This is a genomic window from Pseudomonas sp. F1_0610 (genome assembly GCF_047470865.1).
Lineage (GTDB): Bacteria > Pseudomonadota > Gammaproteobacteria > Pseudomonadales > Pseudomonadaceae > JAZDRH01.
Map to the genome: position 1 here is coordinate 70,700 of NZ_JAZDRH010000012.1, position 16,715 is coordinate 87,414.

The following is a 16,715-nucleotide window of genomic DNA, read 5'->3' on the forward strand; positions in this document are numbered from 1 at the left end:
TCCGTCTTTTAGTGTGAAGAATAACCAATTGATGGAATAAAAATGTCTGCCACTTTATTTAAAACATCCTCTGCGCATCGGCTGAAACCTTTAAGTTATGCCGTATTAGCTTGCCTATGCTTAACGCAATTGGCATTGCCAAAATTATCTTTTGCAGCTTTGGAAGGTAATAGCCAAACAAACCAAACAGCCAGCCACTATTCCATTGCTGCTGGTAGTTTAGGTTCTGTGCTTAGCCAATTTGCTAGCCAGAATAATCTCGTTCTTTCATTTGATGCACAGTTAACACGAGGTTATAGCAGTCAGGGGTTGCAGGGGAATTATGATGTGGTAGGTGGTTTTGCACAGATAGTATCAGGCACGCCATTTAGTGTTGAATGGATTAGCGCTAATCAATACCGTTTAGTGGCAAGTTCAACAGGTGCACAGGTTAACTTGCAATCCGTTACCGTCATTGCAACTCAACAACTGGCTGAAACGACAGAAAATACAGGTTCTTACACAACGGGCTCAATGGGTACGGCGACTAAACTGCCAATGTCTATCCGTGAAACACCTCAGTCAGTAACTGTTATTACAAAACAACGTATTGATGACCAGAATATGACGAATATTACAGATGTGGTGCGCAGCACACCAGGTCTGTTTTTAAACAATGGTTCAGGACCAGGTCGACCTGAATTCACGGCACGTGGTTTTAGCTTAAATAACATTATGTACGACGGCCTGCCGTCGCACTATGAAGGTTGGGTTATTAGCTCGCAAGCGAATATGGCCATGTTTGATCGCGTTGAAGTGGTGCGTGGAGCTACGGGCTTAGTGACAGGTGCAGGCACTCCGTCAGCTGCTATTAATCTGGTGCGTAAGCGCCCCACAGTTGATCCCCAAGCGAGTATCACTGCTGATGTAGGGCGTTGGGATGACTATCGTTTAGAGTTAGATGCGTCTAGCGCATTAAATGATGAAGGTACTTTGCGTGGTCGCATGCTGAGTTCTTCACGAGATACCCGCACTTTTCGTGATGGAGAAAAGCAGAATCATGACTTGTTATACCTGATAGGCGAGGCTGATTTAACTGAACAAACAACGCTAACATTGGGTTTTTCAAAGCAAAAAGATAAAACCAATTTCTTCTGGGGTGGTTTGCCATTAACTGCAGATGGCAAGCACATGGACTTGTCTCGTTCGACAAACCCAGCGAATGATTGGGAACGTAAAAAACAAGATCTAACAACCTTATTTGGTGAGATTGAGCATCGCTTTGATAATGACTGGCATCTGCGCTTTGCAGCAACTAAATCATGGCAAGATGGGCTATTTAGAGGAACCTATATTGCCCGTAATGCCACGCACGATTTAAACCATAGTCTTTATCAATCTAAACACTGGGAAAAACAATCGGCCTTAGATGCTTATTTGTCTGGCCCATTTAATGTCTTTGGGCGAGAGCACGAACTGGTAGTGGGTAGCAGCTGGCGAAGAAATGATATGACCACCTATAACTATAAAAATCTAGGTAGCATGCCTATCTCTAGCCATATTGATTTTGCTAACTGGAGCGGCAAAGACGTGCCTAAACCGAGTTTTGAACGTACAGGAAAGGCGCGGAAAATCACCACTCAAGAAGGCCTGTATTTAACCTCGCGCTTTAGTTTAGCTGACTCATTAAAGCTGATTGTGGGCGGACGTTTAGATTGGTATGAAGTAGAGAGTAGCAACTCGCTTTCTTGGACCAATAATGGCGATAACTTTAAAGTAACGCGTAACCTAACGCGTTATGCTGGGCTAATTTACGATGTAGATAATCATCACTCTGTTTATGCAAGCTATACCGATATCTTTATGCCACAAGCTAATAAAGATACAGCTGGTAAATTACTTGATCCTATGACAGGTGAAAACTATGAAATAGGCATCAAAGGTGAATATTACGATGGTGCTTTAAACACCAGCTTGGCAGTCTTTAGAATTAACCAAAAAGACCGTGCTAAAGCTATTTTAGATCAAAGACAATGTCCAAGCTTTCCTGCTGAATCTTGCTATGAGGCGGCTGGGTTAGTGCGCAGTGAAGGCTTTGAATTGGAAATACAAGGTGCTCTAACTGAGGCTTGGCAGGTGGGGGCAGGCTACACCTATACCAAGGCTAAATATATAAAAGATGCAAATTTGGCCAGAGAAGGTAAACCCTTTGACAGCAGTTCGCCAACAAAACTATTTAAGCTCACCACCACCTATAACCTGCCTGGGCAGTATGCTAAATGGCGTGTGGGAGCCAATCTTTATTGGCAGAATCAAATCTACAATGACGCCAGCCATGATGGAATCAGTTACCGAGTTAAGCAAGGTGCCTATGCAATTACGGATTTCATGGTGGGCTATGCAGCTAGTGAACAGTTAGATTTCCAACTTAATATGAGCAATATTTTTGATAAGAAATACTACCAAGCCCTAGCAAGTGATGTGCGCTGGGGATCAAGTGATAACTACGGTGAGCCAAGAAATTATCATCTGACGATGCGATACAAGTTTTAGGTGGTGAGTAATATAGCGCCCGATAAATAATCGGGCGTTTTTGTATTTGTCGCAGCAAAACTAAAAAGGGTTATACCAAGGCATAAAAAAAGCCCTGATAAACGAAGTTATCAGGGCTTTGGAAATTGGTTGCGGGAGCCAGATTTGAACTGACGACCTTCGGGTTATGAGCCCGACGAGCTACCAGGCTGCTCCATCCCGCGGCGCCCATTATAGGGATATTGCGATGAAGGTCAAATCTTTTCTGCAGTATTTCTAAAAAAAGATTAAAAAATAAAATATTACTGGTAGAATAACCAGTGTTTATTGCTTTTTAAGGCGTTGCTATTGTCTGCTCGCAAAATCATACATATTGATGCTGATTGCTTTTATGCTGCTGTGGAAGTACGTGATGACCCACGCTTGGCAGGGCAACCAGTGGCTGTTGGTGGAAAAGCAGATCGCCGAGGCGTTATTGCTACCTGTAATTATGAAGCGCGTAGCTGGGGTGTTCACTCAGCCATGTCAACAGCGCAAGCACAGAAGCTTTGTCCCGATTTAATTATTATCCCCCCACGTTTTGACGTGTATAAACAAGCCTCTGCCAAAATGCATGAGATTTATGCCGCTTATACAGACTGTATTGAACCTCTTTCATTAGATGAAGCTTACCTTGATGTTTCTGCATCAAAATGCTGCAAGGGGAGTGCTACATTAATGGCACAAGAAATTCGTCAGCGTATTTGGCAAGAGCTTAATTTAACCGTCTCAGCTGGCGTTGCACCTAATAAATTTCTGGCGAAAATTGCGTCTGATTGGCGTAAGCCTAATGGTTTGTTTGTGCTCACACCCGATCAAATAAATGATTTTGTTTTAGCCTTGCCCGTAAAAAAACTACATGGTGTAGGCAAGGTTACAGCGGGAAAATTAGAGCGTTTAGGGATAAAAAGCTGTGCTGATTTACGTGAGCAGTCGCTACTCTTTTTGGTGCGTCATTTCGGGAGTTTTGGTGAGCGTTTACATCAGCTTTCGTTAGGTATAGATAACAGACCTGTAGAGTCCAATAGCCGAAGGCAAACGGTAAGTGTTGAGCATACCTACGATAAAGATTTGCCCGATCTAGAAAGCTGTCTTGCGCAACTGCCTCTTTTACTCAGTGAACTAAATAAGCGATATACGCGCTTAGATAGAAGTTATAGAGCTGAAAAGCCAGTGGTAAAAGTTAAGTTTAGTGATTTTACACAAACCACTATGGAGCAAGCAGGAGCTTCCATTACATTAGCAAGCTATACAACCTTATTGACGCAAGCTTATCAACGAGCAAATAAACCTGTGCGCTTATTAGGTGTAGGCGTGCGCCTGCAAGATTTATTATTAAATAAGCAGCTGGATTTATTTGAAGATAATAAAGGCGGCATTTAAATACCGCCTTAATCTACAGTTACAAACGCTTAATAGTTAATACTTCATCTTTGTTCACAGAGGCTTCTTTACCATCTTGTTGTTCATACTCATAGAAGCCTGTTTTTTTGTTGTATTCAGGTTGGTCTACTGTCTGAATTTCACGACCATCATTTAGGGTGATGATCGAAGGTGAAGAGCAGCCTGCCAATAAGCTAAGACTTGATGCAATCAGGGCTGCGGCTAGTAGAGGCTTTGTCATGTTTGAACTCCATCGTTGAGTAGAAATCACAGCGTTTCAGGGCAAAAGAATAAAAAATACTTAAAAGAAGTGAAACAACTTTTGCCCTGCCAAACTTAAGCTTACAACCAAAAGCATGATGGAAAATATGCGTTGTAGCATTATTCCACCAATATGTAATGCTAGTTTGTTACCTAACAATACGCCAATAGCACCACCAATACCTAAAAATATCAATAAATTAAATGAAGGTTCTGCATGTGTGAGGTACATCATAAAACCGCTGCCAGACACGATAGCAATAATAGCCATTGAGGTAGCTGTAGCGCTAAGCATAGTTAATGGGCTAAACCATAGCAGCGCTGGAACAATCAAAAAGCCACCACCAACCCCCATCAAGCCTGATAAAACACCAACAAAAAAACCAATAATCAGTAAAATAACTTTACGCATTGGTTTAGGCTCGGTAGGAGTAGCTAAGGTCGCATTACGCCACATACGCCATGCAGACCACAGCACTAACAAGCAAAAACCTAAAACCAGCCAAAATTCACTAATATATTGCCCTATATATTGCCCAACAGCTGTTCCTGGTAAACCGCTGCTGGCAATTAAGAGGACTGCCGTCCAGTTGACATAACCTGCCTTCCAGCGTGAAAGCGTACCAATGAGTGCGGATAAACCAACAGCGCCAAGGCTTACACCTATCGCATCTCGTAAAGGTAAATGTAGGCTAAGTAATAATGGTAGGCCTACTAAAGAGCCACCAGCACCTGTTAGCCCGAGTAACAAACCAAGAATACTGCCTATAGCTAAGGATTCAAGAACAAGAATAATATCCATAAAATGCAGGAACTATTGTAAAAATAAGAATAATTAGCTAGCCTACAAACTAATTCAGTAGAGATAAAGTGGCAGTTACTAAAGAGCGAAATAGCATGGGTTTTGAAAAATTAAGTTTACAAGCCATTGACGCTGATATTGCTGCGTATTTGCCTAAATGGCAGCCAGAAGAGCAGGATAAGGTTGATCTATTGCTCACCTTATCTATTGCCTTTAGCGAGCCCAACCAAGGCATTAATTATTTTTATGTACGCGTAGCCACACCTAAAGTATTGCTGGAAAAACCAGCGTTTTTATTGACCAGTCGTGCCACCTTGTTAATTGGTTACTATGACTATAAACAGCTAGAAAATGAGATAAAAGACATCATAGCGCGTTGTGATAAGGGCCATTATCAACACAGTTGTGACGCATTAAGTCAGTATTTTGATTGGGAATATAGCAATTACGCATAAGCTGGTTTAGGTATATTTGGTGAATATCTTGCGCACTTCTTGTAGGGTTTGCGCTTTATCTTCACTGCTATTGAGTACCGTTTCTTCTAATAAGCATGCCAGCATTTCTTGATAGGCTTTATCTAGGGCGCGGCGTGCAGCGCTGAATTGTTGCGCAATCAGTTCGCACTCAGCTTCGCGTTGAATCATGGCTTGGATACCACGAATTTGCCCCTCCACACGCGCTAGGCGTTTGAGTAAAGGTTCATGTTTGCTAGTGATTTTCTCAGTCATAGTGATTCAATGTTATGCTTAAATAGATTGAGTAAGGAGTTACTATGCAGGCGCTGATTGAGCAAGCTCGCAACCGTTTTCGCAAAAAAGATGTAAAACACTATAGCTTTTTAGCGCTGTATAACGAGCTAGGATATACCACAGATGCCAATTATGCGAAACGTTGGCTGCTAATTCAGAGAATTTACGCGAATTATTCAAAAGCAGATCGTCAACTTATAGGTTATTTATTAAAACAAGAATTAAAAGCGTATCGAGCAGGTTCAGCCTTGGCCGATTCGGTGTATCTCTGTGCCTTCATGTTGTACGACACTATGAAAGAAAAAGATAGTTTGCTTTTATATCAAGCTAAGTTATCCGGCAATACTGACTTGCAATGTTGCGTTGATACTGAAATTTTATTTGGAAAAAAACCAAAAGCGACATTGAATTTTTTAAAGCGCAAAAAACGCCAAGGCCGTAAAATTGCTAAACAAGCATTAAAAGCTATTAAGTATTATCGTTCATATAAAGATGCTATTTATCAAGAGCCAAAAGCTTTCAGTCGTTTCTTTAAAGAACGACGTGGGCCAAATCTTATCGAAACCATGCAAGCCTGTTTTAATCAGGATGAGTTAAATAATGGCTAGAATTAATTGTCCACGTTGTGTTCGACCGCAAAAACAATGCTTATGTAAGCTTATTCCCTCACTTAAATCGAATACAAGGGTATGGATTTTACAGCACCCAAGTGAGCAGAAACATGCACTTAACACCGCACGTTTTGTCGCCTTAGGTTTGTGCGATTGCCAATTGCAGGTTGCTGAAGACTTTGCAGCTTTAAAAGATAAGTTGGCAACAAATGGCAGTTATTTATTATTTCCACATGCAGAGGCTAAAGCAGTTGAAACGCTGCCCTTAGGCGAGGTTAAACAGTTAATTGTGTTAGATGGCACATGGCGTAAAGCAAAGCTATTATTGCATTTAAACCCATGGCTAGCAGCTTTGCCTAAGCTGAGCTTAACTGTTGAACATGCTAGTCGCTATCGCTTACGTAAAGCACCTAATGCGCAATCGTTATCGACGATAGAGGCTGTAGTTGCTTGTCTTTCAGTACTAGAGCCAGACACTGACTTTTCTCCTTTACTAAACCCTTTTGAAGCGTTAATTGAAGGGCAGATAAGCGCTATGGGTCAGAAAATTTATAAAAAAAATTATCAATAAAAAGCATACTCCAAAAATGCAAATGAGAATAATTATTGTTAATGTATGTTTCTATGTGTATGCTAATGATTCTTATTATGTTGTATGGGGAGTACAACGTGCCTGTAGTAAACGTATTAACACCACGGTTGTCTGTGTTAGGTTTAGCCATTACGAGCGCCACTTATTTATCTAGCAGTTATGCCAATACCGAATTAGAGCTTGACGCCACTGTAATTAAGGGCCAACAAGATTCAAGTCTGGAATACCAAGCGAAAGAAAGCGAATCCTCTCTAAAAATGCCTTTAACATTAAGGCAAACACCACAAACCATCAACATTATCACTAATGCCCAAATCGAAGATCAGCAGCTTACAACCGTAGGCAAAGTGCTTGATCAAACGCCTGGCATGAATCGTATTGAATATGGTGTGTCAGGTGCTTGCGTTACGTGTAGCGACTTTTTAGTACGTGGATTTAAAGTACAGAACTATCAGTTAGATGGTGTAAGTTTATCGCCTGCTTTAGCGGGTGCAATGATGGAGCAGAATTCTGCAGGCTATGAGCGTGTGGAAGTTATCAAGGGTGCAACAGGCTTGCTAAGTGGTGCTGGCTATCCTAATGCTACCGTAAACTTGGTTCGAAAAAGACCAACGATAGATCCACGTGTCAGTTTATCAAGCAGTGTTGGTTCTTGGGATACTTATCGTGGGCAGGCAGATGTTGCGGGTGCGCTCAATGATGAAGGAAGTATTCGTGGGCGCATTGTTGTTAACTATCAAGATAATGGTTCATGGCTTGATCGCGTAAAACAACATCGTACAGCTGCCTACGGTATTTTAGAGTTTGATTTATCTGATTCGACGTTACTGGATGTGGGATTTAGTTATAGCAAAATCAAAACTAATAATGGCGGTGTGCATTCTTTTCGTAAGTTAGATAGTAAAACGTCTGAAAAAACATATTACTCACGTTCTGACAATGCTTCAGCTGATTGGGCATATAGTGATATTGCTATTACTACCTATTTTGCTGATATCAAACATGATTTTAATGAAGATTGGCAGTTAAACGCATCCTTAATCAATGCCTATTTAGAAACGGATCGAATTTATGGCGTCTTGGGTACGCGTAAGTTAATTGATGGAAAAGGTTCGCTTACCTACGGGCGGCAGGCACAAACGCCGCAGCAAATTGCAATTGATCTTTCTTTAACAGGAAAGTATCACGCTTTCGGGCGTGAGCATCAGATTGTTGTTGGCACTAATGCATTACGTAGTACAAGTAATGATCGAGAGTATTCAGGTGGGAGCATCGAAAACGTATCGACGGCTGGTTGGAATGGGCAAATAGCTAAACCTGACATGGCTTATACAGGTATTCGAAATAAAGAAACACTACGTCAACAAGGTTTTTATGCTGCTACACGTTTTAAAGCAACAGATCGCTTAGCACTTATTTTAGGTGCACGAGTCAGTGATTGGCATAAAAAAGCAGAAGTAAATAGCTCGCTTTCACCACTTAATAACTACAGTCGCAAAGAAACTGGTGTGGTTACACCTTATGCAGGCGTAGTTTATGACATAACTGAAAACTGGGCGACCTATGCCAGTTATACAAATATTTTTAACCCGCAAAATTACCAAACAGAGTCGGGGTCTTATTTAGATCCTGAAGAAGGGCATACTTATGAAGTGGGTGTTAAAGGCAGCATATTAAATGATCAGTTAACTGTAAATGTAGCGTTTTTTCAATCTGATCTAGATAACTTAGCTGTTAAAGATGGTGACAAGGAAACGCCAGCTGGATATTCAGCTTATAAGGCTGTCAATGGAACACGCTCAAAAGGATATGAAATTTCATTGGCAGGTGAAATTTTGCCTGATTGGCATATTAATGCAGGTTATAGCCATAGCATAACTAAAGATAAAGATGGACATCGTATTAAAGCTGATATGACGCCTATGGATCAAGTTAAGTTATTTACGCGCTATCGCCTACCTAATCAATTTAATAAATTAACTGTAGGTATGGGTTTCACATGGCAGAGTAATACTCATTTAATGTCTACAAATAAATTACAAGAGCGTAATGGGCGCCAAGCTAGTTATAGCTTAGTTAGTGCTATGGCCCGCTACGATATTTCTCCTAACTTAAATTTATCAGTTAACGCCAATAATATACTTGATAAAAAATACACCTTAAATGCCTCTAACCATACTTATGGCGAGCCAAGAAACTTAACCGCAACACTTAATTGGAATTACTAAGGATTAAACATGAAAAATGTATTTACTAAACTAACTGCTATTACTTTATTAGGATTGTTTGCGAGTGCGGCTCAAGCTCATATGTTGTGGCTTGAGCGGGCTGAAAATGGTAATACGTTTGCGTATTTTGGTGAAGCTAATGAAGGGCTAAAAGAAAACGCTGAAAAGTTGGGGATGTTTAAGGATTCCAGTTTGGTTCAAGTAGAAAAAATGATGGCTGGTACTTTAGGTGAGGATCATATTCTTTATCCGAGCACTAAAGATGGAGATGTACGTACTTCAACAAGTGTACTGCACAAAGATATGTTAGTTAACTTCCGAGCGCGAAATGGCATAACAGAAACTAAAACTTCTTTAGATTATGAAATGACCCCAGTAGATATAAGTAAAGGGCAATTTAAATTATTATTAAATGGGGAAAAGGCGGTTGAGCACAGTATTTCTGTTGTCACGCCTGAATTAAAGGAAATTGAATTAAAAACAGACAATGAAGGCATTGTTACTCTAGATCTAACCCAACAAGGTAACTATGTGATTGAAGCAAGTTATACTGAAGAAAAGGCTGGTAAGTACTTAGGAAAAGATTATGCTAAGGTTATTTATGTATCAACTTTAAGCTTTAGTAAAAAATAATTGGTATCCAATAAAAATCCGCGATAATTCGCGGATTTTTATTTGCCTCTACTTTTAAGCTAGCGAGAAGACTTTTCTTCTGGCGCATTAAACAATAAGAAAAGTGCAGTTAGTACTTCTGGAATTTGCTCTAGCATGCTGTAGACAAGGTCTTCATTATTGGCCATTTCAGCAAACTCAGGTTCCTCTTCAAAGAGTCCAGAGCCAACCATAATAGGCAGTAATAGCTCACTGACTTCTTCTTCGTTATTTTCAAACCATGCGTTTTCTCGCATGAAAACGCCTTCCATAAAACCAATGCACCAACCACGAATGTCTGATAGGTTTGGGTCATCACCTAAGTCAATATCGCAAGGTAGTTCAAAGTCTTCATCGCTAGCTAGTTGGCGAGCTACCAATGCTTTTAGTTGGATCAGTGCATCTTCAATAGCTTGCTTTTCAGTAGCGTCTTTATAATTGGGCTCTTGGTCAAATAAAGCATCAATCCATTCGCGCTCAGAAACGCTTTCTGGGCAAATAGATAACGCAGTTAAATAGCCATGCGCTGCTACATAATCAAGCGCTTCTTCGGAAAGATCTTCGTAGTCTAAAAAGTTTTGTAGGCGCGTTAGTTGCTCAGCGAATGACATTTAAGTTACCAAGGCAAATGTATGAAGGCTTATTGTAGTCGAGTAATTAGGCTGCGACTACCTTAAACACGATAAATTACGGCAAAGATAAAGGATCAATCATCCATTACTTTTTTGCCAAGCTTGTCTTCTGTTTTACCAATTTGCCAGTAGGAGCAGGCATAGCATTCATCACGAGTCCAACCTAGCTCTTTACGTAGATAATTACGAGTGTTGCGAATAGTGCTGTATTCGGCAGTAATATGTGCATAACGTGTGCCATTTTCAAACAAAAGTGCAGGGTTTAGCTGTTTAACACGCTCATATAATGGGCTGCCTTGCTCAGGGTGAGGATTGACTACCCATTCAATTGTGACATCAGCTGCTGATGGCATAGGCAAGAAATCTTGTTCTGTCGGTACTTCAGCTATGACATAAGCACGTGCTTCAGGGGCAAGATTTTCTAAAAAGGCAGCAGTTACAGGTAGTCCAGTTGGATCGGTGACGAAAAGATAGTTATCTACTTCTGGTAGCGTTTTTCGAGCTTGTACCTGCATGGTGACGCCAATTTGGTCGCCTATTTTTGAGTTTCGTGCCCATGAACAAGCAATGCTATCGCCTTCATGTATAGCAAAGTCAATAGTGATTTGCTGCTTATCTAAATCAATTGCGCGGTGGGTATAGGTGCGTACTGTTGGGCGCTTAGATTCATCTTCAACAAGCCAGCGGCGATTTTCAAAATCAAAGGTTGGGAGTTGAACTTCTTTTTGTCCTTGCGGTGGAATAAATAACTTGTTGTTGTCGCCGATAGGAGTGTCTTTGTAATGAGTCGCGTCGGGGCAATTAAACACAATGCGCAGATAATTGGGGGTGATAAATTGTTTGTCTTGAACACTAATTACGCATTGATGAGGTCTTGGTGTAGGCATTTTCTGTTCCTAACAATCTTTAAAGTCTTTATATGTCGTAAGAATTATAGTCTAGTGATAATGAATATCAATACAATTTAAGTATCTTGTTATTGCTATCTGGTGTTAGAGCAAAGTGATGAATGTGCGTATAATACAGCGCTTATTCTGGAGGATGGCATGCTAAAACAGGCGCAAGATACGCTCAAACATATCTTTGGTTATGATAGTTTTCGTGGACAGCAGTTAGCCATTATTGAGCATGTCACCCAAGGTGGTGATGCGCTTGTATTGATGCCAACAGGCGGTGGCAAGTCCTTGTGTTATCAGATACCAGCATTGCTAAGAGACGGTGTTACTGTGGTGGTTTCGCCTTTAATTGCACTAATGCAGGATCAGGTTTCAGCGCTGGAAGAGTTAGGTATTACAGCAGCGGCTCTGAACTCGAGTTTGGATCATGAACAACAGCGCCAGATTGCCAATCGTTTACGCCAAGGCGATATTAAACTGCTTTATCTGGCTCCAGAACGTCTGTTACAACCGCGAATGTTAGCGTTTCTGCAACAGCTAAAGGTTGGACTTTTTGCAATTGATGAAGCGCATTGTGTATCCCAGTGGGGGCACGACTTTCGACCTGAATACTTAGCCTTGAGCCAGCTGGCTGAGCTTTTCCCAGATGTGCCACGTATAGCCTTAACTGCAACAGCTGATGGACGTACTCAACAAGAAATTATCGAACGCTTACATTTGCAACAAGCAAAACAGTTTCTATCCAGTTTTGACCGTCCTAATATCTACTACCAGATAGTCACTAAGGATAATCCTCGCCAACAGCTGTTAAACTTTTTAGCCCCGCATAAAGGTGATGCAGGCATTGTGTATTGCATGTCTCGCAAGAAAGTCGAGGAGTATGCCCAATATTTATCTGAGCGCGGCTACCCTGCTTTGCCTTATCACGCTGGCTTAGATAATCAGTTGCGCGCCTTTAATCAGCAGCGTTTCTTAAATGAAGAAGGTTTAATCATGGTTGCTACCATAGCTTTCGGCATGGGAATTGATAAACCCAACGTACGCTTTGTAGCGCATATGGATCTGCCAAAATCATTGGAAGCCTATTATCAAGAAACAGGCCGAGCAGGGCGTGATGGTTTGCCAGCACAAGCTTGGATGGCCTATGGTCTCCAAGATATTGTATGGCTGAAAAAGATGCTGACAGAATCAGAAGGGGATGAGCAGCATAAGCGTGTAGAACAACATAAATTAGATTCAATGTTAGCCCTATGCGAGGAAGCGCGTTGTCGTCGTCAAGCATTGCTGGGCTACTTTGATGAGGTGCTCAAACAACCATGTGGTCATTGCGATAATTGCGTAGATAAGGTGCAGACTTGGGACGCCACAGAAGCAGCGCGCAAGGCGCTATCAACGATTTATCGTACAGGACAAAGCTATGGTGTTGGGTATTTGGTTGATGTGCTGCTTGGGCGAGATAATGAGCGTATACAAAACAATGGACATCAGCGCTTATCTGTATATGGCTTAGGCAAGGGAATTGATGAGAACGAATGGCGCACGCTATTTCGACAGTTGATCGCTCGCGGTTATGTTGATGTGGATATTGAAGGCTTTAATGGGCTTCGTTTGTCTGAAAAATGCCGTGATTTACTCAAAGGGCAAGAGCAATTATTACTAAGAAAAGAACAAGTCAGCCCACGCAAGCCACAGCAGACAAGCTCTGCCAGTCAATTGGTCCGTGCCCACGAACGTGATATGTGGGAAAATTTACGCGCCTTGCGTAAACAGTTAGCTCAAGAGCATGCCGTGCCGCCCTATGTGATTTTTCCCGATTCTACCTTGCTAGAAATGTTACGTAGTCAGCCACAAGATATGTCAGATATGGCGGCTATTAGCGGCGTTGGTGCGCGTAAGTTAGAGCGTTATGGTGACGTATTTTTAAAAGTGCTACAAGGACAAACTGCACAAGCGCCCACCCATAATGTGAGTGATCTTAATCATGAGTTAGTCACCTTGGCACGCAGCGGCATGACGCCTAGCCAAATGGCACAGCAGCTTAATTGTTCGGAAAAAAGCATCTATAGTTTAATGGCGCAGGTGATTGCAGCGGGGCAGTTAAGTCTAGAACAAGCTTTAGATTTACCTTGGGAAATAGTTGAGCAAATCCAAGACGCGTTTTTAGATGGTGACGGTGAGTTACCCAGTGTTTCTCAATTACAAAAAATGCATAACTTTAGCGTCGATGAAGGTGTCTTGCATTGCGTTCGAGCTGCCTTAAAGCTTGAATTTGGTCAGATCTAAGAAAAATCCCAGAATGGTTTTTTGAGAATCACTAGCATCTGATGGTAAGTTAAGGTAAGTTTTGTTTTATTTAGCTAGCTAAGTATTCATGGAGTTCTACGTATGCCGGCCTACCAACGTCATCTTTTTGGTACCTATCTAGCTCAGGTTTCGCGGGCTTGGCGTTCAGCGTTGGATCGGCGTTTAGCTGAAATTGGCCTATCCCAGGCGCGTTGGCTGGTGCTGTTACATTTATCGCGCTTTAATGAGCCGCCAGCACAAAGGCAATTAGCTGAAAGTGTAGGTGTCGAGGGCCCCACCTTAGCACGTCTACTCGATAACCTTGAACAGCAAGGTTTGGTTCAGCGTATTGTCGATACCCAAGATCGCCGAGCTAAAAAACTGATTTTAACTGACAGCGCTAGACAACTGATAACAACAATCGAAGATATTGCTGCAGAGCTGAGGGATCAAGTGCTGCAAGGTATTAGCGAAGAAGAACAACAAATCTGCCAGGGCGTGCATACACGCATCTTGGCCAATATCGAGAAAAATTTATGAATCGAGACCTAGCCAGCTTGCAGGCGCATTTCGGTCCACACTATCGAAAAATATTACTGACAGTTTTATTAATGGGCAGCATGGTCACGGCTCTATCCTCAACCAGCATTAACGTAGCCCTGCCTGAAATTATGCGCACTTTTAATATGCAATGGTCAATGGCGCAGTGGCTAGCTACTGGTTTCCTTGCAGCAATGACCGCAGGTTTGCTTTTGGCAGCTTGGGCGCAATCAAAACTTGGCTCGTTATTTACTATGCAAATTAGCATAGGTATTTTTTTAATGAGCTCGGTGTTTGCCTTTATAGCTACAGATGGCTGGCACCTTGTTATTTTGCGCACCTTGCAAGGTTTCTGTGCAGGCATTATCCAACCATTAGCTACGGTCTTGATTTTTCGAGTCTACGATGAAGGGAAACGTGGCAGGGCGCTTGGCTTATACGCTTTAGGTTTAATGATAGCGCCTACTTTAGGGCCAACTGTAGGCGGTTTTTTAGTAGATGCTTTTGGTTGGCAAGCTTCTTTTTGGCTACCTATGCCAGTGTGTATTGTCATTTTAATGATGGCATCTTGGGTGCTTCCTGATGAACGTACTAAAACCAGTAAAAAGCTTGATGTAGTCGGCTTCTCGCTATTAACAGTTGCTATTTTTACCTCTTTGGGTGGTTTGGCAGAAGCGCAAACGAATAGCTGGTTTGCTCCTATCGTTTATGTGCCATTGCTTGTTGCTGTATTGTGTACAGCTGCTTTTTTTATTGTGTCACATGGTAAACCACATGCCGTTTTACCTGTTCATTTATGGTTGCAACCTGCATTTAGGCGAGCTAGTTGGATTGCTTTCGCGTTAGGTGCTGGTTTGTTTGGCTCAACCTATTTGCTTCCTGTTTACTTACAGGTGATTGAAGGCTTTAGTGCTGGGGCATCTGGGTTAATACTATTGCCCGCTGGTTTATTTCTAGGCTTTGCTTCCTTTTTTAGTGGTTGGCTGTGTGATCGTGTATCTGTTGCATGGTTAGTGTTAGTAGGGTTAATCCTCTTTGCGCTCTCTATTATTTGGTTTGGCTTTTTTGCTGTTGGTACAGGCGCAATGTGGCTAGCCATTTGGGCAGGCATTGGGCGTGCTGGTCTAGGCTTATTATCGCCTGCGGTTAATACGGCTTCATTACAGGGCTTATCTAAAGAAGATTTACCTTATGGTGCTGGTGCTATCACCTTTGTTAGGCAGATTGGTGGTGCTTTTGGGATTAACTTATTGACTGCATTTTTACAATGGCGCTATACCCACTTAGAAGGTGCAGAAGAAGGCATGTTATCTATTGCCTATGAACATACTTTCTTATTATTTGGTTTGGTTTTCTTATTAGCCTTATGGCCAGCTTGGCGTTTGAGAGCGGCTCCTTTAGATCGCGCGCAAGCACGTTATCAACGCAAGCATAGCAGTGCTCAAGAAGCGTTCACAGAGCAAGAAAAGGCAGCTCAAGCCTCACGTGAAGAAATTGAAGAGGAAATTGAGGCTCAAACTGAGTTGCCTTATGGCGTGGTGCAAGCGCTTGAAGAAACGCTTGAGCATAATCAACAAAAACAGACAGATTCGAAGAATATATAGTGTAAGTTGAACTTGTTTCGTATCAATATAAAACTTATTTCAATTTGCGCTAATGCTGTATTCAATAAGAATATTTGGATTACTTAACACAGGAAGTGAGATATGAGCCGTGATTGGTTAGAAATGCTAGACCATCTAATGGCAAGTTACCGCAATGGCGGAAAATTAGATGCTTTTGAATTGACAAAAATTATAGATATTGCAAAGCGCGATGGCCAATTAGACGCCAATGAAATACGTGTTTTACAAAAAATTATTTTGAGCATTAAACCTGATGAAGTAGATGCTGAAATGCGCCTTCAATTGGAGCGTATCAAAGATAAAATTGATAAGCAGAATAAGCTAAATAGCTAAGATTAAACATGCTGGATGCTTTGTAATGCTTAATCAAATTCAATTGTTAGCTCGCACACGACAGCAGGTTTTTTTTGATGAAGTATTGCATAAATTAGAACTTATACCTTTATGGCATTATATACAGACACACAATCCTTTTTATGATTTGCTATAGCATAATAACCAACATCTTTATAGCCTTGCTTGTATGGCTTATGAGCTGTACCAAGATAACTGTTTTCCTGAACCACTTAATACTGAAGATTGGCGGCATTTAATTACTGCTGGCTTGCTGCAGAAGATAGGATATATAATATGTTAGATTTTATTGACAGAAGAGCAGATTTAAATAATTTATATAAATATAAGTTAAAAAAAATATTCAACTCTAGAGTCTCACCGATAGATGTCACAGATCTTGTTTTTTTTAATTGTGAGAGTGAGCAGCAACAAACTTTATGCTTGGATATTAAAGAAAACGATTCGCTTTATTTATCTTGGTGGAGTGATCTTTTCGATTTTGAGAAAGTAAATGAAAAATTATGTGATGATATATTTAATAATTACGGTATTTTCTTCTATTTTTTAAGAATAATT

Annotated in this window: 17 protein-coding genes and 1 tRNA gene; 12 read left to right on the forward strand and 6 right to left on the reverse strand. The window is 41.2% G+C overall.

The features are described from left to right. Window positions 1-42: 42 nt before the first annotated feature. Window positions 43-2,532, forward strand: coding sequence for a TonB-dependent siderophore receptor (locus VQ643_RS08600; RefSeq protein WP_414199262.1), 2,490 nt, complete (start codon window positions 43-45; stop codon window positions 2,530-2,532). Between the two features lie 126 nt (window positions 2,533-2,658). Here VQ643_RS08600 and VQ643_RS08605 read toward each other — a convergent pair. Beyond that, window positions 2,659-2,735 (reverse strand) — tRNA-Met (locus tag VQ643_RS08605). Between the two features lie 124 nt (window positions 2,736-2,859). Between VQ643_RS08605 and dinB the strand changes: the two genes are divergently transcribed. Continuing rightward, on the forward strand, window positions 2,860-3,933 hold the full coding sequence (gene dinB, locus VQ643_RS08610; protein ID WP_414199264.1) for a DNA polymerase IV: 1,074 nt from the start codon (window positions 2,860-2,862) through the stop codon (window positions 3,931-3,933). A 19-nt stretch (window positions 3,934-3,952) separates the two neighbouring features. Here dinB and VQ643_RS08615 read toward each other — a convergent pair whose 3' ends face one another. Beyond that, a complete protein-coding gene (locus VQ643_RS08615; protein ID WP_414199265.1) occupies window positions 3,953-4,174 on the reverse strand; it encodes a YgdI/YgdR family lipoprotein in 222 nt (73 codons plus the stop codon). A 60-nt stretch (window positions 4,175-4,234) separates the two neighbouring features. Continuing rightward, window positions 4,235-4,996 (reverse strand): sulfite exporter TauE/SafE family protein, encoded by a 762-nt coding sequence (locus VQ643_RS08620; protein WP_414199267.1) that lies wholly within the window; start codon window positions 4,994-4,996, stop codon window positions 4,235-4,237. A gap of 68 nt (window positions 4,997-5,064) precedes the next feature. Between VQ643_RS08620 and VQ643_RS08625 the strand changes: the two genes are divergently transcribed. Further along, on the forward strand, window positions 5,065-5,451 hold the full coding sequence (locus tag VQ643_RS08625) for an Imm8 family immunity protein (protein ID WP_414199269.1): 387 nt from the start codon (window positions 5,065-5,067) through the stop codon (window positions 5,449-5,451). 6 nt (window positions 5,452-5,457) lie between these two features. Here VQ643_RS08625 and VQ643_RS08630 read toward each other — a convergent pair whose 3' ends face one another. Further along, window positions 5,458-5,724, reverse strand: coding sequence for a metal-sensing transcriptional repressor (locus tag VQ643_RS08630; RefSeq protein ID WP_414199270.1), 267 nt, complete (start codon window positions 5,722-5,724; stop codon window positions 5,458-5,460). Between the two features lie 44 nt (window positions 5,725-5,768). On the opposite strand from VQ643_RS08630, the gene VQ643_RS08635 reads away from it, so the two are divergent. The 4 genes from VQ643_RS08635 (at window position 5,769) to VQ643_RS08650 (ending at window position 9,809) form a co-directional block, all read left to right on the forward strand. Beyond that, window positions 5,769-6,353: a hypothetical protein gene (locus tag VQ643_RS08635; protein WP_414199272.1), complete on the forward strand. Its 585-nt coding sequence runs from the start codon at window positions 5,769-5,771 to the stop codon at window positions 6,351-6,353. Beyond that, on the forward strand, window positions 6,346-6,927 hold the full coding sequence (locus tag VQ643_RS08640) for a tRNA-uridine aminocarboxypropyltransferase (protein WP_414199273.1): 582 nt from the start codon (window positions 6,346-6,348) through the stop codon (window positions 6,925-6,927). Before VQ643_RS08635 ends, VQ643_RS08640 begins: the two co-directional genes overlap by 8 nt. 98 nt (window positions 6,928-7,025) lie before the next feature. Next, entirely contained in the window at window positions 7,026-9,176 is a 2,151-nt protein-coding gene (locus VQ643_RS08645) for a TonB-dependent siderophore receptor (RefSeq protein ID WP_414199275.1), read from the forward strand. A gap of 9 nt (window positions 9,177-9,185) precedes the next feature. Continuing rightward, window positions 9,186-9,809, forward strand: a complete 624-nt coding sequence (locus VQ643_RS08650) for a hypothetical protein (protein ID WP_414199276.1) — start codon at window positions 9,186-9,188, stop codon at window positions 9,807-9,809. Window positions 9,810-9,868: 59 nt separating this feature from the next. On the opposite strand, the gene VQ643_RS08655 is transcribed toward VQ643_RS08650, so the two are convergent. Further along, the gene (locus tag VQ643_RS08655; protein WP_414199277.1) at window positions 9,869-10,438 is read right to left on the reverse strand and encodes a UPF0149 family protein; all 570 of its coding nucleotides are present in this window, start codon (window positions 10,436-10,438) and stop codon (window positions 9,869-9,871) included. A gap of 95 nt (window positions 10,439-10,533) precedes the next feature. Next, entirely contained in the window at window positions 10,534-11,346 is an 813-nt protein-coding gene (locus tag VQ643_RS08660) for a siderophore-interacting protein (protein ID WP_414199278.1), read from the reverse strand. A gap of 159 nt (window positions 11,347-11,505) precedes the next feature. Here VQ643_RS08660 and recQ point away from each other — a divergent pair, with 159 nt between their 5' ends. The 5 genes from recQ to VQ643_RS08685 all read left to right on the forward strand — a co-directional run. Beyond that, window positions 11,506-13,638 carry a DNA helicase RecQ gene (recQ, locus tag VQ643_RS08665; protein ID WP_414199280.1) on the forward strand — a complete coding sequence of 711 codons (2,133 nt, stop codon included), beginning with the start codon at window positions 11,506-11,508 and terminating at the stop codon, window positions 13,636-13,638. Between the two features lie 102 nt (window positions 13,639-13,740). Continuing rightward, a complete protein-coding gene (locus tag VQ643_RS08670) occupies window positions 13,741-14,178 on the forward strand; it encodes a MarR family transcriptional regulator (protein ID WP_414199281.1) in 438 nt (145 codons plus the stop codon). Then, entirely contained in the window at window positions 14,175-15,782 is a 1,608-nt protein-coding gene (locus VQ643_RS08675; protein ID WP_414199282.1) for a DHA2 family efflux MFS transporter permease subunit, read from the forward strand. The genes VQ643_RS08670 and VQ643_RS08675 overlap by 4 nt, the downstream gene beginning before the upstream one ends. 102 nt (window positions 15,783-15,884) lie before the next feature. Further along, entirely contained in the window at window positions 15,885-16,136 is a 252-nt protein-coding gene (locus tag VQ643_RS08680) for a hypothetical protein (protein WP_414199283.1), read from the forward strand. 297 nt (window positions 16,137-16,433) lie between these two features. Further along, on the forward strand, window positions 16,434-16,715 hold a 282-nt coding region (locus VQ643_RS08685; protein ID WP_414199285.1), incomplete at its 3' end, for a hypothetical protein.